This window comes from Kitasatospora sp. NA04385, assembly GCF_013364235.1.
Classification (GTDB): Bacteria; Actinomycetota; Actinomycetes; order Streptomycetales; family Streptomycetaceae; genus Kitasatospora.
Genome location: NZ_CP054919.1, coordinates 1,808,617 through 1,822,881 on the forward strand (window position 1 = coordinate 1,808,617; position 14,265 = coordinate 1,822,881).

16 protein-coding genes are annotated in these 14,265 nt (G+C 73.9%); 7 read left to right on the top strand and 9 right to left on the bottom strand.

The genetic code is table 11. The features are described 5' to 3' along the window. A complete protein-coding gene (locus HUT16_RS07815) occupies nucleotides 1-465 on the bottom strand; it encodes a MarR family winged helix-turn-helix transcriptional regulator (protein ID WP_176186763.1) in 465 nt (154 codons plus the stop codon). Nucleotides 466-567: 102 nt separating this feature from the next. On the opposite strand from HUT16_RS07815, the gene HUT16_RS07820 reads away from it, so the two are divergent. Continuing rightward, a complete protein-coding gene (locus tag HUT16_RS07820) occupies nucleotides 568-1,350 on the top strand; it encodes a dioxygenase (protein ID WP_176186765.1) in 783 nt (260 codons plus the stop codon). Nucleotides 1,351-1,435: 85 nt separating this feature from the next. Here HUT16_RS07820 and HUT16_RS07825 read toward each other — a convergent pair whose 3' ends face one another. Together HUT16_RS07825 and HUT16_RS07830 are read right to left on the bottom strand one after the other, a co-directional pair. Further along, nucleotides 1,436-2,077 carry an NAD(P)-dependent oxidoreductase gene (locus tag HUT16_RS07825; protein WP_176186767.1) on the bottom strand — a complete coding sequence of 214 codons (642 nt, stop codon included), beginning with the start codon at nucleotides 2,075-2,077 and terminating at the stop codon, nucleotides 1,436-1,438. An 88-nt stretch (nucleotides 2,078-2,165) separates the two neighbouring features. Next, on the bottom strand, nucleotides 2,166-2,957 hold the full coding sequence (locus tag HUT16_RS07830; RefSeq protein ID WP_176186769.1) for a hypothetical protein: 792 nt from the start codon (nucleotides 2,955-2,957) through the stop codon (nucleotides 2,166-2,168). Nucleotides 2,958-3,486: 529 nt separating this feature from the next. Between HUT16_RS07830 and HUT16_RS07835 the strand changes: the two genes are divergently transcribed. Further along, nucleotides 3,487-5,049: a multicopper oxidase family protein gene (locus HUT16_RS07835; RefSeq protein ID WP_176186771.1), complete on the top strand. Its 1,563-nt coding sequence runs from the start codon at nucleotides 3,487-3,489 to the stop codon at nucleotides 5,047-5,049. Nucleotides 5,050-5,064: 15 nt separating this feature from the next. Here the strand turns inward: HUT16_RS07835 and HUT16_RS07840 are convergent, their stop codons facing one another. The 3 genes from HUT16_RS07840 to HUT16_RS07850 all read right to left on the bottom strand — a co-directional run bounded on the left by HUT16_RS07840 (nucleotide 5,065) and on the right by HUT16_RS07850 (nucleotide 6,854). After that, on the bottom strand, nucleotides 5,065-5,346 hold the full coding sequence (locus HUT16_RS07840) for a hypothetical protein (protein ID WP_176186773.1): 282 nt from the start codon (nucleotides 5,344-5,346) through the stop codon (nucleotides 5,065-5,067). Continuing rightward, nucleotides 5,343-5,657: a hypothetical protein gene (locus tag HUT16_RS07845; protein WP_176186775.1), complete on the bottom strand. Its 315-nt coding sequence runs from the start codon at nucleotides 5,655-5,657 to the stop codon at nucleotides 5,343-5,345. The genes HUT16_RS07840 and HUT16_RS07845 overlap by 4 nt, the downstream gene beginning before the upstream one ends. Nucleotides 5,658-6,071: 414 nt before the next feature. Next, nucleotides 6,072-6,854, bottom strand: coding sequence for a GntR family transcriptional regulator (locus HUT16_RS07850; protein WP_176186777.1), 783 nt, complete (start codon nucleotides 6,852-6,854; stop codon nucleotides 6,072-6,074). A gap of 152 nt (nucleotides 6,855-7,006) precedes the next feature. Between HUT16_RS07850 and HUT16_RS07855 the strand changes: the two genes are divergently transcribed. The 3 genes from HUT16_RS07855 to HUT16_RS07865 all read left to right on the top strand — a co-directional run bounded on the left by HUT16_RS07855 (nucleotide 7,007) and on the right by HUT16_RS07865 (nucleotide 8,009). After that, nucleotides 7,007-7,342 (top strand): NUDIX hydrolase, encoded by a 336-nt coding sequence (locus HUT16_RS07855; protein ID WP_368662675.1) that lies wholly within the window; start codon nucleotides 7,007-7,009, stop codon nucleotides 7,340-7,342. Nucleotides 7,343-7,437: 95 nt separating this feature from the next. Next, a complete protein-coding gene (locus HUT16_RS07860; protein ID WP_303392070.1) occupies nucleotides 7,438-7,764 on the top strand; it encodes a DUF5753 domain-containing protein in 327 nt (108 codons plus the stop codon). After that, the gene (locus HUT16_RS07865; protein WP_176186783.1) at nucleotides 7,761-8,009 is read left to right on the top strand and encodes a DUF397 domain-containing protein; all 249 of its coding nucleotides are present in this window, start codon (nucleotides 7,761-7,763) and stop codon (nucleotides 8,007-8,009) included. The genes HUT16_RS07860 and HUT16_RS07865 overlap by 4 nt, the downstream gene beginning before the upstream one ends. Before the next feature lie 38 nt (nucleotides 8,010-8,047). On the opposite strand, the gene HUT16_RS07870 is transcribed toward HUT16_RS07865, so the two are convergent. Beyond that, nucleotides 8,048-8,881, bottom strand: a complete 834-nt coding sequence (locus HUT16_RS07870; protein WP_303392071.1) for a hypothetical protein — start codon at nucleotides 8,879-8,881, stop codon at nucleotides 8,048-8,050. A 263-nt stretch (nucleotides 8,882-9,144) separates the two neighbouring features. On the opposite strand from HUT16_RS07870, the gene HUT16_RS07875 reads away from it, so the two are divergent. Both HUT16_RS07875 and HUT16_RS07880 read left to right on the top strand, forming a co-directional pair. After that, nucleotides 9,145-9,576, top strand: coding sequence for a DUF5959 family protein (locus HUT16_RS07875; protein WP_176186787.1), 432 nt, complete (start codon nucleotides 9,145-9,147; stop codon nucleotides 9,574-9,576). 231 nt (nucleotides 9,577-9,807) lie between these two features. Further along, nucleotides 9,808-10,296: a hypothetical protein gene (locus HUT16_RS07880; RefSeq protein ID WP_176186789.1), complete on the top strand. Its 489-nt coding sequence runs from the start codon at nucleotides 9,808-9,810 to the stop codon at nucleotides 10,294-10,296. A 27-nt stretch (nucleotides 10,297-10,323) separates the two neighbouring features. Here the strand turns inward: HUT16_RS07880 and HUT16_RS07885 are convergent, their stop codons facing one another. Together HUT16_RS07885 and HUT16_RS07890 are read right to left on the bottom strand one after the other, a co-directional pair. Next, a complete protein-coding gene (locus HUT16_RS07885; protein ID WP_254897697.1) occupies nucleotides 10,324-11,766 on the bottom strand; it encodes a hypothetical protein in 1,443 nt (480 codons plus the stop codon). Then, on the bottom strand, nucleotides 11,756-14,185 hold the full coding sequence (locus HUT16_RS07890) for a hypothetical protein (RefSeq protein ID WP_176186791.1): 2,430 nt from the start codon (nucleotides 14,183-14,185) through the stop codon (nucleotides 11,756-11,758). Before HUT16_RS07890 ends, HUT16_RS07885 begins: the two co-directional genes overlap by 11 nt. Between the last annotated feature and the right edge of the window lie 80 nt (nucleotides 14,186-14,265).

A 14,265-nucleotide genomic window follows, 5' to 3' on the forward strand; every position in this document is an offset into this window, starting at 1 on the left:
TCAGGAGTCGGCGGCGCGCAGGCGGTCGCTGACGGTGCCGAGGCTCTCGGCGAGGGCGGCCAGCTGGGCCGGGGTGAGGACGTCGATCAGGGCCTCGCGGACGGCGGCGACGTGGCCGGGGGCGGCGGCCCGCAGCGCCGTCCAGCCCTGGTCGGTGATCTCGGCGAAGACGCCGCGCACGTCGCTCGGGCAGGAGCGGCGGGCGACCAGGCCGGCCTTCTCCAGCTGGGTGACCTGGTAGGTGAGGCCGCTCTTGGAGGTGATCAGGCGGTCGGCCAGGTCGGTCATCCGCAGCGAGCCGCCGGGGGCGGCGGAGAGCTGGACCAGGATCTCGTACTGGGTGTGGGAGAGCCCCGCGTCCTCCTTGAGCTGGCGCTCCAGGCGGCGGGCGACCAGGTTGGTGGCCGCGACGAACCCGCGCCAGGCGGCCATCTCGGTCTCGTCGAGCCAGCGGGGATCGTCCATGCCCCGCAGTCTACTCCGGTTGTTCAAATTCGAACTCAGGTGTACCTTCGAAGCCGTAAGGTTCAAATTTGAACTACAGGTCGGCTACCGGAGGACGGACCCATGAGCACCCCCACCACCGAGCGCATGCCCGCCCTCTACCTCTCGCACGGCGCGCCCCCGCTCGCCGACGACCCCGTCTGGCCCGGCCAGCTCGCCGCCTGGTCCGCCGAGCTGCCCCGCCCCAAGGCGATCCTGATGGTCTCCGCGCACTGGGAGGAGGCCCCGCTGGCGATCGGCGCGGTCCGCCCCCTCCCGCTGGTGTACGACTTCTGGGGCTTCCCCGAGCACTACTACCGGGTGCAGTACGCCGCCCCCGGCGCGCCCGAGCTCGCCGCCTCGGTCCGCAAGCTGCTCAGTGCCCCCGGCACCCCCGTCCAGGACGTGCCGGACCGCGGGCTGGACCACGGCGCGTACGTCCCGCTGGTCGAGATGTACCCGGACGCGGACGTCCCCGTCCTCCAGGTCTCGCTGCCCACCCTCGACCCGCGCGAGCTGATGGAGATCGGCCGCAAGCTCGCCCCGCTGCGCGACGAGGGCGTCCTGATCGTCGGCTCCGGCTTCTTCACCCACAACCTGCGCGCCCTCTCCCCCGACGGCCGGGTCACCTCGGTGATGGCCGAGTTCGACGACTGGGGCCGCCGCGCCCTGGAGGCCCGCGACCTCGACGCCCTGCTCGACTTCGAGCACAAGGCCCCCGCCGGCCGCCTCGCCCACCCCCGCACCGAGCACTTCGCCCCGCTCTTCGTCACCCTCGGCGCGGGCGAGGCCGACCTCGGCGAGCAGCGCAGCGTCATCGACGGCTTCTGGATGGGCCTGGCCAAGCGCTCCGTCCAGCTCGGCTGACCCCTCGCCCGGCACGGCGCCCGGTGAAGCGCGCGACCTGGTGCCCCAAGGGCGCGCCGCTGCAGGAGTCCGGCCCGGGCGGGGTTCAGTAGGCGCAGGTGAAGCGTTCGCCGTGGTGGGCGGGGTGTTCGAGTTCGTCGACCACGGCGACCGCGAGGTCCGGCAGCGAGAGGGCGGACCGGCCGTCCGGGGTCGTCACCAGGTCGTCGGTGCCGGAGCGGTAGGCGCCGGTGCGCTCGCCCGGGAGCAGGTTCCGCGGCGGGCTGAGCACCGTCCAGTCGAGGTCGCGCACCGTACGCAGGTAGTCCAGGGCCCGGCCGTGCGCGCGCATCAGCTCGAACTGGCGGGGCGTCACCGCCGGGTCGTCCCACAGCGGTGCGCCCGACGCGGTGGTCAGGCTGCCCGCGCTGCCGACCACCAGCAGGCGCGGCGCCGCGTCCGCGAGCCGCCGCAGCCCCGCGACCAGCGCGTGCGCGGCGGGCTCCACCAGCCGGCCCCGGCCCGGGCCGTCCCCGCCGCCGACCGCGCTGACCAGCGCCTGCCGCCCCGCCGCGACCCGCTCCACGTCCGCCGGGTCCAGCACGTCCCCGCGCTCCACGCTGATCGCCAGCCCCTGGTACTCCTCCGGCCGCCGCACCACCGCCGTCACCCGGTGCCCCCGGGCCAGCGCCTCGGTCACCACACACCGGCCGATCGCGCCGTTCGCCCCGATGACCGCGATCTGCATGCCCGACCAGCCTCGCTCTCCGCGCCCGCGACCCTGACGTTTCATCAGACCATGTGCACGGGTCGCGACGCGGGAACGGCACCGGGCGTCACTTCGTCCAGGACGCCTGGAGCTTGAGCTTGTCGGCCATCTCGGTGTAGCCGACCTGGGCGGGCGTGTTGCCGGTGCCCGCGAGCCCGATGATGGTGCAGCCCTTGGTCTCCATGCCCTTCTTGACGCCCTGGACCTTCGCGGGGACGCACTTGGCCACCGGCGTCGAACCGGTCGGGGTCAGGAAGACGCCGTTGCGGCCGGTGGCGTCGGCCACCACGAACGCCGAGTCCGGTGCGGTGAAGGAGAGGCTGGCGTCGCCCAGGTTCTTGATGGTGTAGCTGACGTAGACCAGGGTGTGGCCCTCGGCGTTGGCGGTCGGGGCCTTGGCGTCCTGGAAGTCCTTGATCGAGCCGATCTCGACCCCGGTGACGGTGATCTGGAGCTTGGTGGTGATGTTCGCCTGCCTGTCGGCGAAGTCGACCGTGGCCGGCTGGCCGATCTTCACCGCCTGGGCGGCCTGCGTCACCTTGCCGCCGCCCGCCGAGCCGCCCGCCGTGGAACCACCGGCCGTGGAACCGCCCGCCGTGGAGCCGCCGCTCGTGGAACCGCCCGTCGCGGCCGCCGAGGAGGTCGCCCCGCCCTTGGTGCCGCCGGTCGCACCACCGGTCGTACCGCCCGTCGAGGTGGAGCCGGTGCCGCCCGCGGCCGGGGCGGAGGCCGCCGCGCCGCCGCTCGCACCCGCCGCCTCGCCGGACGGGTCCTCGCCCTCCGGGTCGCAGGCCGTCAGCGCGAGAGCGGCGGCCGCGGCAACAGCGGCGACGGTCAGTTTCATGGTCCTGGTACGCATGGTGCGCCGATTCTCGGACGCTCTCCGCGGAACCGTTGCCGGCCTGCCCGTGCGGTGACGCCCATTCCAAAGTGGTTCGGAGACATGGGTGCAGCGGGCAAGAAGCCGTCCCCCCCGATCTGGCTTGTCGACAGGGACCTTACCAGTCAGCCGAATTGACGCCAGAAACCCTTCGGAATTCCGGTTGGGGCAGATGGCACAGGCATGGGACGTGTGCGACATACGGGGCGATAACCGGGCCGAGAAACCGGTTCGGCGGCGCCGGATATCCGGAGTCGGGGACGCACGACCGGAAATTCCGGTGTCCGCGTCAAAAGCGTGCGGGGCGTCGGCGGTCACCGATCGGCCACCAGTCGGCCACCGGTCTGCCACCGGTCGGCGCGGCGGGATCGCCGCACACTCCGCCTTCCCCCCTCCCGCCTCCCCGCGCGGTGCGGCGCATCCGACGAACAGATGGATTGTCATATATTGCGCGGTTATGGGAGACAGTGTCGGGATCAGTCGGCGATCGGTGCTCAGGACGGCCGCCGTGGCCGGTCTCGTGTCGGTGGCGGGGGCGGGGACGGGGACGGGAGCGGGACGGGCGGTGGCGGCGGGGGCGGCCGCGGGGCCGGGCGGCTTCCCGCAGCCGGTGGTGGCGGGGCGGCGGCCGGTGCCGGGGCGGGTGCCCTCGGTGCTGGAGCAGGTGCTGGACGTCCGGTTCGCCGAGGTCGACGTCCCGGGGTACGGGAAGGCCGTCGTCCGCGCCTACAACGGGGCCTTCCCGGGGCCGACGCTGCGGGTGCGGGCCGGGGACACCCTGCTGCTGACGCACGTCAACGGGCTGCCGCCGAACCCCGCGGGGGGCGGGCACGGCGCCCGGATGCCGCACCGTCCCAACAGCTTCAACCTGCACACCCACGGGATGCACGTCTCCCCCGCCGGGCACGCCGACAACGTGCTGCGGGAGTTCGCGCCGCGCGCCGCGGACGGCGACCCGGAGCCGCGCTACGGCTCGGTGGTGCACGTCCCCGCCGACCACCCGGCCGGGACGTACTGGTACCACCCGCACCTGCACGGCTCCACCGCCGAGCAGTTGGCCGGGGGCATGGCCGGGGTGATCGTGGTCGAGGGGGACGTGGACGAGGTGCCGGAGGTGCGGGCCGCCGCGGACGTGGTGGTGTGCGTCAACGAGCTGAAGCTGCGCGGCGGCCGGGTGCCGCCGTTCACCTCGGGGGCCTGGATGGCCGGGGTGCCGTCCGTGTTCACCGTCAACGGCGCGGTCAACCCGGTGCTGGCGCTGCGACCGGGCGAGGTACAGCGGTGGCGGCTGGTGGGGGCGACCGCGTTCACCGCACTGCAACTCCAACTCACTGGCCCCGGAGGCACGTTGACGATGCACCGGATCGCCCAGGACGGGGTGACGCTGCCCGCCCCCGTACCCGCGCGAACGGTCGAGCTGGTGATGGGCAACCGGGTGGACGTACTGGTCCGGGGCGGGGCGCCCGGGCGGTACGAGCTGCGTGCGGCGCGGGTGCCGGAGCCGCTGCTGACCGTCGAGGTCGCGGGCGAGCCGGTTGTCCCGCCGATGGGCCTGCCGACGGCCCTGCCGCCGGGCCGGCCGTTCCTCGACGAACGGGAGGTCACCGGCCCGGACCGGGAGGTGCTCTTCCACGTCGACCCGGGCGTCTTCCCGCAGCCCTTCCCCGACGCCTTCCGGGTGCTCGGCACCCACCCCACCCCGCCCGCCGACCCGGGCGGCGACCTGCGCCGCGACCCGGCGTACGGCCTGTACGACCCCGGCTACGTCAACCACGTCCTGCCGCTGGGCCGCACGGAACGCTGGACGGTGCGCACCGGCGAGACCTCCCCCGGTTTCAACCACCCCTTCCACCTGCACACCAACCCGTTCCTGGTGACCCACCGCAACGGCGTCCGGCTGGACCCGCCGGTCTGGCACGACACCGTCGGCCTGGCCGGTGGCGCGCCCGGCGAGTCGGTGACCTTCCTGGTCCGCTACGAGGACTTCACCGGCGACGCCATCGCGCACTGCCACCAACTGCACCACGAGGACCTCGGCATGATGCAGAACGTGCGGTACGTGCTGCCCTGAGCGGGCCCGCCTCCGTCAACTCCCTTTCTTTCCTTGTAGGTTGTGGTGGACTTCGCTCCAGACGACCTCGTGGGCGGTGCCGTTGTTGCGGGAGGGCGGCGAATAGCGGTGCCCCCAGCGGTCACCGAGGGCGAGGGCCTCCAGAACGGCCCGGTGGTCGTCGCCGCCGTGCGGGCGGGTGATCACCAGCTCCACCCGGTAACCGGCGGGAACGGCCGTCACCTTGGCCTCCGCACCGCCGGCCGCCGCGAGCCGCTCGGCGATCTCCCAGGCCCGCTGCCACGCCGCGTCACTCACGAGACCACCCCCAGCTCGGCCGCAGACCCCCGCACGACCACCGGGAACTCTCCCCGCAGCAACGCGAGTTCGACCAGCGCCTCGGCCAGACGCTGCGCCCACGGCAGCCCCGCACACCCCAACGCGAGACCGGCCGCCTCCGGCGGAACATCGTCACGGTAGACCGGCGAAAGCCCCGGCGGCGGATCGAGCCGAGCCACCCGGAAGGCCCGCTCCAAGGAATCCGCCGCCCGCTCGGAATCGGCGAACCCACCACGCAGGAAACGCTGCAGAACGTCGACGGCCACCAACGGCTGTCCGGTGTAGAGCACGTGCACCCCTTCTTCGTCTTCGATGTACCGAAACGTCTTCAAGCCGCGCCCACGGCCGCGGCACAACGCGGGCACCCACAGGGCGGCCAGGTCAGCGCCGAGACCAGCGGCAGAACCTCCTCCTCGTCCGAAACGCAGGAGGAGACTTCCGCCCTGACCCCGTCGGACCGCACCCGGTAGACCCGGATCGTCAACCTGGCTGTTTGGCAAGGGGGTTGGTGATCAGACATGGCGATGGACCTCGCGGGTGGCGGTGCGGAAAGTGCCGTGCGGAGGCGCGTCGCGCACCCCTGCACGAGATAATCTCCTGCACTTATGTAGAGGAGTTACGAATAGAAGAGTGCCCTACTCCTCTACATAAGTAAACCCGCCGCGAGGAGAAACCCGCGACGGGCCATCAGACTTGACTTGCCGTCAGTCGATGACGGCAGCCTGGTAGGTGAGGACGAAGTGGTCGGCTGCCATGAGGGTGTCGCAGACCTCCACCACGCGGCCGGTGGTGGTGATGGCTTCCCGCACCAGGTGGATCACCGCCGCCCCCGGGCTCAGGGCCAGCGCGACTGCCTCGGCCTTGGTCGCCAGCCGGGCCCGGACGGTCTCCTCGTACTTCGCGAGCGTGAACCCGCACTCCTCAAGGCGCTGGTAGATGCCGCCACCGCCCGGGTTCTCGGCGAACATCTCCGGGATGTCCTTCACCACGTCCCACGGGAGGTACGAGGTGGCCTCCTCGGTGGGCACACCGTTCCTGAAGTACCGGCGCCGACGCGCGAGGACCCGGGTACCAGCCGGGATCTGGAGCCGTTCGGCGATGTCGGCCGGCGCTTCGATCGGCCCGATGAACAGCACCGTGACCGAGAGGGTCCCGCCGGACGCCTCGGTCTCGGCCAGGTAAGCCGCCTTGCCCGCCTTCCGGTGGGCCCGCCGGAAGCGGTCCGACGACCTGTGCTGCACCGGGGGACGGTAACGGACGAACGAGCCCCGACCGTGATACGTCTCGATCAACTGCGCCGTCCGCAGTTCGGCGATGGCGTTGCGCACGGTGCCCGACGCGACCCCGTAGCGCTGCATCAACTCGGCCTCGCTCGGCACCGGAGCACCCGGGGCGAGGATGCCTGCCTTGATCTCCGCCGCCAGGTCGTCCGCGATCTGGAGGTACTTCTTCGCCTTCGCCGACACCGTCGGCTCGCTGCTCGCCATGGTTCCTTCAGGGCTCCTATTCTCCTGTACATGAGTAACAGCGTCCCGAAGCCGTAGTCAACGCCGCTCCGTTCCACCTCCGTTGTGGGCGCGGTGGCGTGAGAGAACGGTCGGGCTCCGGTGATTTGCCGAGTTGGGGGCCGCCCGGCGGGGTGCTGGAGCTGACGGAGACCGTCGAGGACGGCGTACGCCGCGAGGTCCACGAGGAGACCGGGCTGAAGGTCGGCGTCGAACGGCTCACCGGCGTCTACAAGAACGTCTCACGCGGCATCGTCGCCCTGGTCTTCCGGTGCCACCTCGAAGAGGGCAGCGAGCGGCTCTCGGACGAGTCCACCGCGATCGCCTGGCTGACCCCGGCCGAAGTCTCCGAGCGCATGGCCGAGGTGTACGCCGTCCGCCTCCTGGACGCGCTCCGCGACGACGCGGCCCCGAGCATCCGCAACCACGACGGGCGGCGGTGGCTCACCGGGCCCGAGACAGCGGGCTGACCGCCGAGGACCGCTGGGGCGGTGCGAGCGGTCCGCCGTCCGCCTGGAGCTATCGAGCGTGTCTGGTCCATCTGAGCAGCACGCCAGACGCTTCTGTGCTTCGACGGCAGGTCGGCGGGCCGCCGGTCATGGCCCGGCAGATCGCTCATGTGCTGCACCTTGCGGAGGGCCCTCATTCCGTCGTACAGGTGCTCCCCTTCTCGGCTGGCGCGCATGGAATGCCGAGTTCAATAACCCTGCTCGACTTCCTGGATGCTCCGCGCGCCGTCTACGCGGAGGGCTACGGCACGGGCCAACTCATCGAGTCCCCAGCTGAAGTGCAGGCTGCCACGCTGGCCTACGATCTCCTCCAGGCGGCAGCCCTGTCACCGGCGGAGTCGTTGTCGTGGCTCCGCAGCGAACTGGAGGATCTCCGAACATGAGCACCGCTCCCCGCCCGTCCCTCATCGATCTGGAGCCGAGCCTCGTCGGGTGGAGGAAGTCCAGCTACTCCGACGCACAGGGCCAGGGCGACTGCGTCGAGATCGCCGAGACCTACGCCGCCTCGCACGGCGTCGTCGCCATCCGCGACAGCAAGAACCCCACCGGCACCCCCCTCGTTGTCCCCGTCGCCGCCTGGAACGCTTTCGCCACCGCAGTCGCCGCAGGCGAGTTCGGCGCCATCTGACCGGACGCCAGCACGCGGCAGCAGGAACGCGGTACGTCCTACCCGGCCGCGTCTCGGCCGGACACCGGGGTGTCCGGGTCGTCCAGCCAGGCCGTCTGTCCGGTGGGGGTCACCGTCAGCCCGTAGCGGTCGTATCCGGGGCGTCCGGCGGCCGTCCACCGGTGGTGGGCGGTCGCCATCTCGTCCCAGAGCTGCCGGGGACCGGACTGGTGGACCTCGAAGCGGGGCTGCCCCGGTACGGAGTCCACCGTGGCCCAGGACGTGACGGCCGTGTCGAACAGCCACCACGTCCGGCCCGGACCGTAGTCGTTGCGGCGGTAGTACACGTCCGGCAGGGCGAGGGCGCAGGCGAACAGCGCCGGCCAGTCGGCCCCGACGGTCTCGGGGTCCGGTTCCGTCCAGGACTGCTCGGCGTCGCCCGGCCACTCGCCCGGCAGGTAGTCGTCCACCGGGGCGGCGGCGTAGCGCTGCCGGCGCAGCATCATGAACGCCGCCGAGCGGGTGAACCTGCCACTCGCCGTCCCGTTGTCCCCGACCGTGAGGCGGACGATCGCCCCGCCGCCCAGCAGGGGGGAGACCGGGCTGACGATCACCCCGCCGGGGCGGGTCTGGTCCGGCCAGGCGGGCGGGATGTCCCGTACGGGCACGGTGGACAGCAGCCGGTCGTACGGAGCGGCGGCCGACCACCCGAACGAGCCGTCCCCGCACATGACTTCGGGTGCGTAACCGGCGGCGTGCAGTGCGGACCGGGCCGCGTCGGCGACCCGGGGATCGACCTCGATCGTGGACACCGCCCCGGCCCCCAGACCGACGGCGAGGACAGCAACCCCGCGAACGACCCGGCCCCCGAGAGCGAAACCATGGCGGCCCAACTCGGCCGTCTGCTCGGCGCCACGGCGTTCGAAACGGTCTGGGGGCGCGCCGTCCCGCACCACCTGTACGGAATCTGACGAAGGCCGGCTCCATGCCCGCGCACCTCCCCGAGAACGTCCGGCAGGCCCGGGCGGCCCTCGCTCGTCTGGGCTGACTGCGGCCGGGGGGCGAAGCGTCGTCGGGGTGGCGGAAAGGCGGTGCGGGATCCGTGCCGGTGCGGGAGGCTGCGGGGCGGAGTTGGACGGGAGAGCGGAGGGGTGCGGTGAGCGGACCGGACGGGGTGGACCTGTTCCGCCTGGAGGACGTGGACGGCGGGCGCTGCGTCGTGCGCGTCACCGGGCCCGGCGGGGCGGACGGGGACGGGGAGCGCGTGCTGCGGGCCGACGTCCTGGTGCACGCCGACTTCGTCGATGCCCGGTTGGAGCTGTTCCTCGGCCCGGGGGACCTCGACGCCTGGCGGTGGGGGCTCGACGGGCTCGACCTCGGCAAGGGCTTCGAACTCGGGGACCGCGGGGTGAGCCTGGCCCTCCAGCCGTACGAGGACGGCTACCTGATCGTCACCGTCCAGGACCCCGAGCGGTTGAGCGTGGTGCTGTGGATCCGGCCGCGAGCGGGCTGGACCGACGAACACCGGGAGCGGCTGGAGCAGGTCCGGCGGGCCTGGCCCGGCGGGGGCGGGGCGGTCTGTCCCTGACCCGTCGGCGGCGTCCGGTCGGGACGGGTGGGGTCAGAGCTGCTCGAACTGGAAGGTGCGGATGAAGCAGTCCCGGGGCTGGGAGAGCGCGAACAGCACGCAGTCGGTGACCGATCGGGCGGTGAGCGGGTCGGTAGCCCAGGACGCGGGCGGCCAGGTCCGTCGGTGCCCCTCCGTCGGTGCCGGGTGTGCTGCCCGCGAAGATACCGGTACGGACGGAAGGGAGCCGGGGTGCGCAGCTGGGGCGCGGAGGTCGAAGTGCCGTGCGGGTGCGGGGCGGTGTTGCGGTGGGGCGTGGGGCAGTTCGTCCGGGACGGGCGGTTGGGCTGGGACGGCGAGTCCTGGTGCCCGGCGTGCAACGGCGGCGGCTGCCTGGGCTTCGGCTACGGGGAGGCGCCGGAGTGGGTGCGCGGGCCGGTGCTGGAGCGGTACGGGCCGGTGCGGGTGCGGCTGGTGGACCCGGCGGCCGGGCGGGGCGCGGTGCTGCGGGTGGTGCGCGGGGCCTGGCCGGTGACGCCGGCACACGCGAGCGCCCTGGCGGCGCTGCTGGCCGGTGCGGGCCTGCCCGGGACGCCCGCGGAGGCCGACTGGCTGTGCGGGCTGCTGGCGGAACGGGGGCTGGCGGCCGAGACCGTGCCGAAGCTGGAGGCGGGGGCGGCGGGGATCGGGGCAGGGGCGGGCGTGGCGGCGGCCGAGTGGCCGTGGCCGCCGCACGCGTGAGCCGCTCCCCCGGGCCGGGGCCGGGGGTCAGTCCCGGTGGTCGGTGGTCTGCCGCCGGGTCGCGGCGCGGCTGAACTCGCCGGAGCCGACCCGGGCGGCGAGGGTGTCGTCCGGGCCGGAGAGCAGCGAACCGTAGCCGGTGGCGGCCCACAGGCTGCGTTCGGCGGGGACTTCGAAGTACGGGACGGTGCGGCCCTGGTCGCGGACGGCGAGGACCTGCGGGGAGCGGCGGGCCTTGAGCGCCTGGCCGCAGTCCTCGCAGACGGCGACGTCGACGCGTTCGCGGCGGCCGAGCGGGCGCCAGGTGGTGCGGCGGGCGGCGGTGCCGTGCCGGGGGTCGAAGAAGCAGAGCGGCAGCCGGGTCCCGGTGTCGAGCGCGGCCCGGCCCTCGGCGGCGAGGGCGAGCACGCCGGCCAGGTCGGGGATGCCGGTGGCGCCGTCGAGGACCCGGCCGGCCGCGTCGTAGGCGTCCAGGGCGCGGCCGAGGCCGGGGGTGGTGGCGCCGTCGGCGCCCTCCAGGGCGGCACCGAGGGCGAGCACCTCGTCGGCGGCCTGGCGGCGCAGCCCGGCCTCGTCGGCGGCCCGGTCGGCGGCGAACACGGCGTCGGGGAAGGTGAAGGCGGTGTGCCGGGGGCGGCGGCGGCTGCGGACCACCAGGGCGGCGCCGACCACCAGGACGAGCACCAGCACCGCGGCGACGGCGAACGGGCCGGTGGACGAGGAGGAGGACGACGGGGAGTCGGCGGCGGACTCCTGGTGCTGCGGGCGGGCCGAGTACTCGCGGTCGACCCGGTCGGCCTCGGCCTTGTAGACCTCGGTGCCCTTGCCGGTGCTGATCAGCTCGATCGCCCGGCCGACCTTGGCGGCCAGTCCGGCGTCCTTGAGCTCCTTGATCAGGGCGACGGCGTTGGCCGCGTCGCGGGCCTGGTGGGCGTTGTCGGCGGGCCACTCGAAGCCGTTGAGCCAGCTGCCGTAGTCGTCGCTGGTGATCATGATCAGCGGGGACCGGCCGAGCCGTTCCTGCACCACCGCGGCCATCGACTTGGCCTCGCCGTTGAAGGCGTCGCCCTTCTGCAGCGGCACCAGCACCACCTTGATGGGCAGTCCGGTCGCGGCGATCTGCTCGCTGATCTGCTGCTGCTGGGCGGGGGTGACGGCGGCGGCGAAGGCCGGGTCGACGTACACCGGGCTGGTGCCGAGCGCGGCCGCGATGCTCTCGCCGGTCGCCGTGGTGGCGGGGGTGGCATCGGCGGCCCGGGCCGGGGCGCCGGTGCCGAGCAGGACGGCGCAGGCCAGCAGCAGGGCGGCCAGCAGGCCGGACAGCGGGCCGGACAGCGGGCCGGGCAGCGGTACCCGCGGCGACGACGGCAGCGATGACGGCAGTGACGACGGCAGCGGGGCCGTCGGTCGGCCCGTCGGTCGGCCCGTCGGCGGGCGGCGGTTCGGCACGGCGGTTCGGTCACTGGACACTGGCGGACTCCCTGGCCCTGAGGATGAGTGCGTCGAGGCCTTCGAGTGCGGCCGGCAGGACCTGTCCGGCCTCCTCCCAGACGTCGGTGGTGCGGCCGTCCGCGTCGGGCAGGCGCAGCAGCAGCCCGTCGACCGTGGCGCGGCGGGCGGCCCGGTCGGCGGGGGTGCGGACGGCGCCGCTGCTCTGGAGGGACCGCAGGCAGTCGGGGCAGAGCCGGGCGGTCCTGGGGCTGAGGTCGACGGCGTCGAACCAGGCCGGGACCTTGCCTCCGGTGGCGGAGCCGTGCAGCGGGTTGGTGCGGCACAACTGCCGCTCGGTGCGGCCCTGGAGGGCGTCGAAGCCGGCCCGGGCTAGGGCGGTGGCGGCGGCCAGGTCGGACGGGTCGGCGTCGCGGCCGCCGTTCCCGCCGAGCAGGAGTTCGGCGGCGTCCAGGCAGTCCCAGGCGCGGGCCCGGCCGGGGGCGTCCTGGTCGACGGCGGCGAGCCGGACGGTGAGGGCGCGGGTGTCCTCGGCGGCCCAGGAGCGCAGTTGGCGGGCGGTGGGCCGGGCGGCGGTGCGGCGGGGGCCGGTGACGGCGTGCTGCGGCGGGGTCGGACCGGCCGCCCGGGCGTGCCGGGAGCGGATCACCGCCCGGGTGACGGCGATGGCGGCCCAGGCGAGCAGCAGCAGGAGGCCGAGCAGCATGGCGCCGAGCACGATGCCGCCGCCGAAGTCGTTGCTGAACAGCGGCGGCAGCTTGTTGCTGCGCAGTTCGGGCAGGGTGCGGCCGTCGGCGCTGTCGCCCTCCTCGCCGGTGGGCTCGGCGGCGGCCACCGCGTCCAGGACCCGGTTCAGCCGGTCCGGGATGCGGGTGTCGTCGGAGCCGCTCTCGCGGTCGGGGTAGCGCAGGTCGGCCTTCCGGAACCGGCTCTCGACGTCCGTCCCGGCGGGGGCGTACTCGGCGAGTTCGAGGTACCCGCGGACGGGGTCGACCTGCACGTACACGCCGTCCCGGCCGGTGTGCCGACGGACCTCGGCGAGCAGGATGTCGCCGTTGTCGGCGCTCTCGTCGTCGCTGTTGGAGGAGGTGAACAGCAGGTAGACCGGGGTCTTGGCGGCGAGGCCGGAGACCCGTTGCCGGACGGCCGCCAACTGCTCGGCGGTGAGCGGGTTGGGGGCGGAGGCGTCCTGGTAGATGCCGTCGGCGGTGAGCGCGGCGGCGGCCTCGGTGGCGCGGGCGTCCAGATCGGCCCGGGTGACGGTGAGGTCGGGATCGTCGATGGTCTGCGGGAAGACCTTGGGCGCGGCGAGCACCACGCCGAGCACGGAGGCCACCACGGCGAGCAGGGTCACCGCCAGCACGCTGCGGCGCAGCGGTCCGGCGGCCTTCGCGCCCGCCGTCTTCGCGCCCTTCGCCTTCGTGTCCTTCGCTCCTGCTGGGCCCTTCTTGAGCTGGGGCTTCGGGCCGGACTTGCTCAGGGTGACGGCGGTCCGTCCGCCCGGCCGAGCGGTGCGGCCGGGGACGGCGGTGCGGCCGGAGGGGGCGGGGGCGAAGGTGTCGCGGCGGCGGGAGAGGCGCAGGCCGAGGGCGAGCAGCAGGCCGGGGAGGAGCACCACGGCCAGGCCGAGCAGCAGGTTCTGGTTCTGCCGGTCGGTGGAGGAGATGTACGTCCGGGGGAAGTCGTCGTCGTGGTTCCGGTTCATCTCCAGGACCTCGGCGGCGACCCGGTCCTTGTCCTGGACGACCTTGTCGGCGAAGGCGGTGAACCGGGCGAGCGGACCGGCGTCGTAGGAGACCTTGTGGTTGGCGATCCGGGCCGCGTCCTCGGCGGGGAGGTCGACGCCGAACGCGGCGACGGTGACGCCGCCGTACTTCTCGACCAGCACGTACAGGCCGTCGGCGCCGAGGCGGTCGTGCACCTGGGCGAGCAGCGTCCGGTCCGCGTCGGGCAGCACCAGGACGTAGGTGGGCACGCCGGTGCGCTTCGCGACGGCGGCGAACTCGGGGGCGAGCGAACGGGGCACCTGGCGCGGCAGGTCGGCGGAGACGTAGACCGGGTCCTTGCGCAGCTCGGCGGCCAGCCGCTCGGACTGGGGGGCCTCGGCGGGCAACTGTCCGGAAACGGCCGGTGCGGTGGCGGTACCGGCGGTGGTCCCGGTCGGTGCAGCGGCGGTACCGGTCGGTGCGGCAGCGGTTCCGGTCGGGGCGGTGGCGGTACCGGTCGGGGCGGTGGCGGTACCGGTGGGCGCGGTGGCCGTGCTGGTGGCGGTCGCGGAGGCACCGGGCGTGGTGCCGGGGTCGGCGGCGGAGGCGGCGGAGGCCGTGGCGGCGGTGCCGAGCAGGGCCAGGGCGGCGAGCACGGCGGCGGCCACCGGGACGCCCGGGGCCGTCCGCGCCGTCGACCGTTCCCGGTCCGGTATCCGCCGATGTGTCCGCATGGGTGCCTCCCGGGTGGTTCGGCCGGTCACTTTACCCGCGCTTGATGGGGACGAGAACCGGCCGGTGACGGTTCCGGGTG

Excerpts from the sequence above, each read along its gene's own strand:
- HUT16_RS07890 (WP_176186791.1), bottom strand. The coding sequence starts at position 14,185 with ATGCGGACACATCGGCGGATACCGGACCGGGAACGGTCGACGGCGCGG.
- HUT16_RS07830 (WP_176186769.1), bottom strand. The coding sequence starts at position 2,957 with ATGCGTACCAGGACCATGAAACTGACCGTCGCCGCTGTTGCCGCGGCC.
- HUT16_RS07815 (WP_176186763.1), bottom strand. The coding sequence starts at position 465 with ATGGACGATCCCCGCTGGCTCGACGAGACCGAGATGGCCGCCTGGCGC.
- HUT16_RS07820 (WP_176186765.1), top strand. The coding sequence starts at position 568 with ATGAGCACCCCCACCACCGAGCGCATGCCCGCCCTCTACCTCTCGCAC.
- HUT16_RS07865 (WP_176186783.1), top strand. The coding sequence starts at position 7,761 with ATGAGCACCGCTCCCCGCCCGTCCCTCATCGATCTGGAGCCGAGCCTC.
- HUT16_RS07850 (WP_176186777.1), bottom strand. The coding sequence starts at position 6,854 with ATGGCGAGCAGCGAGCCGACGGTGTCGGCGAAGGCGAAGAAGTACCTC.
- HUT16_RS07825 (WP_176186767.1), bottom strand. The coding sequence starts at position 2,077 with ATGCAGATCGCGGTCATCGGGGCGAACGGCGCGATCGGCCGGTGTGTG.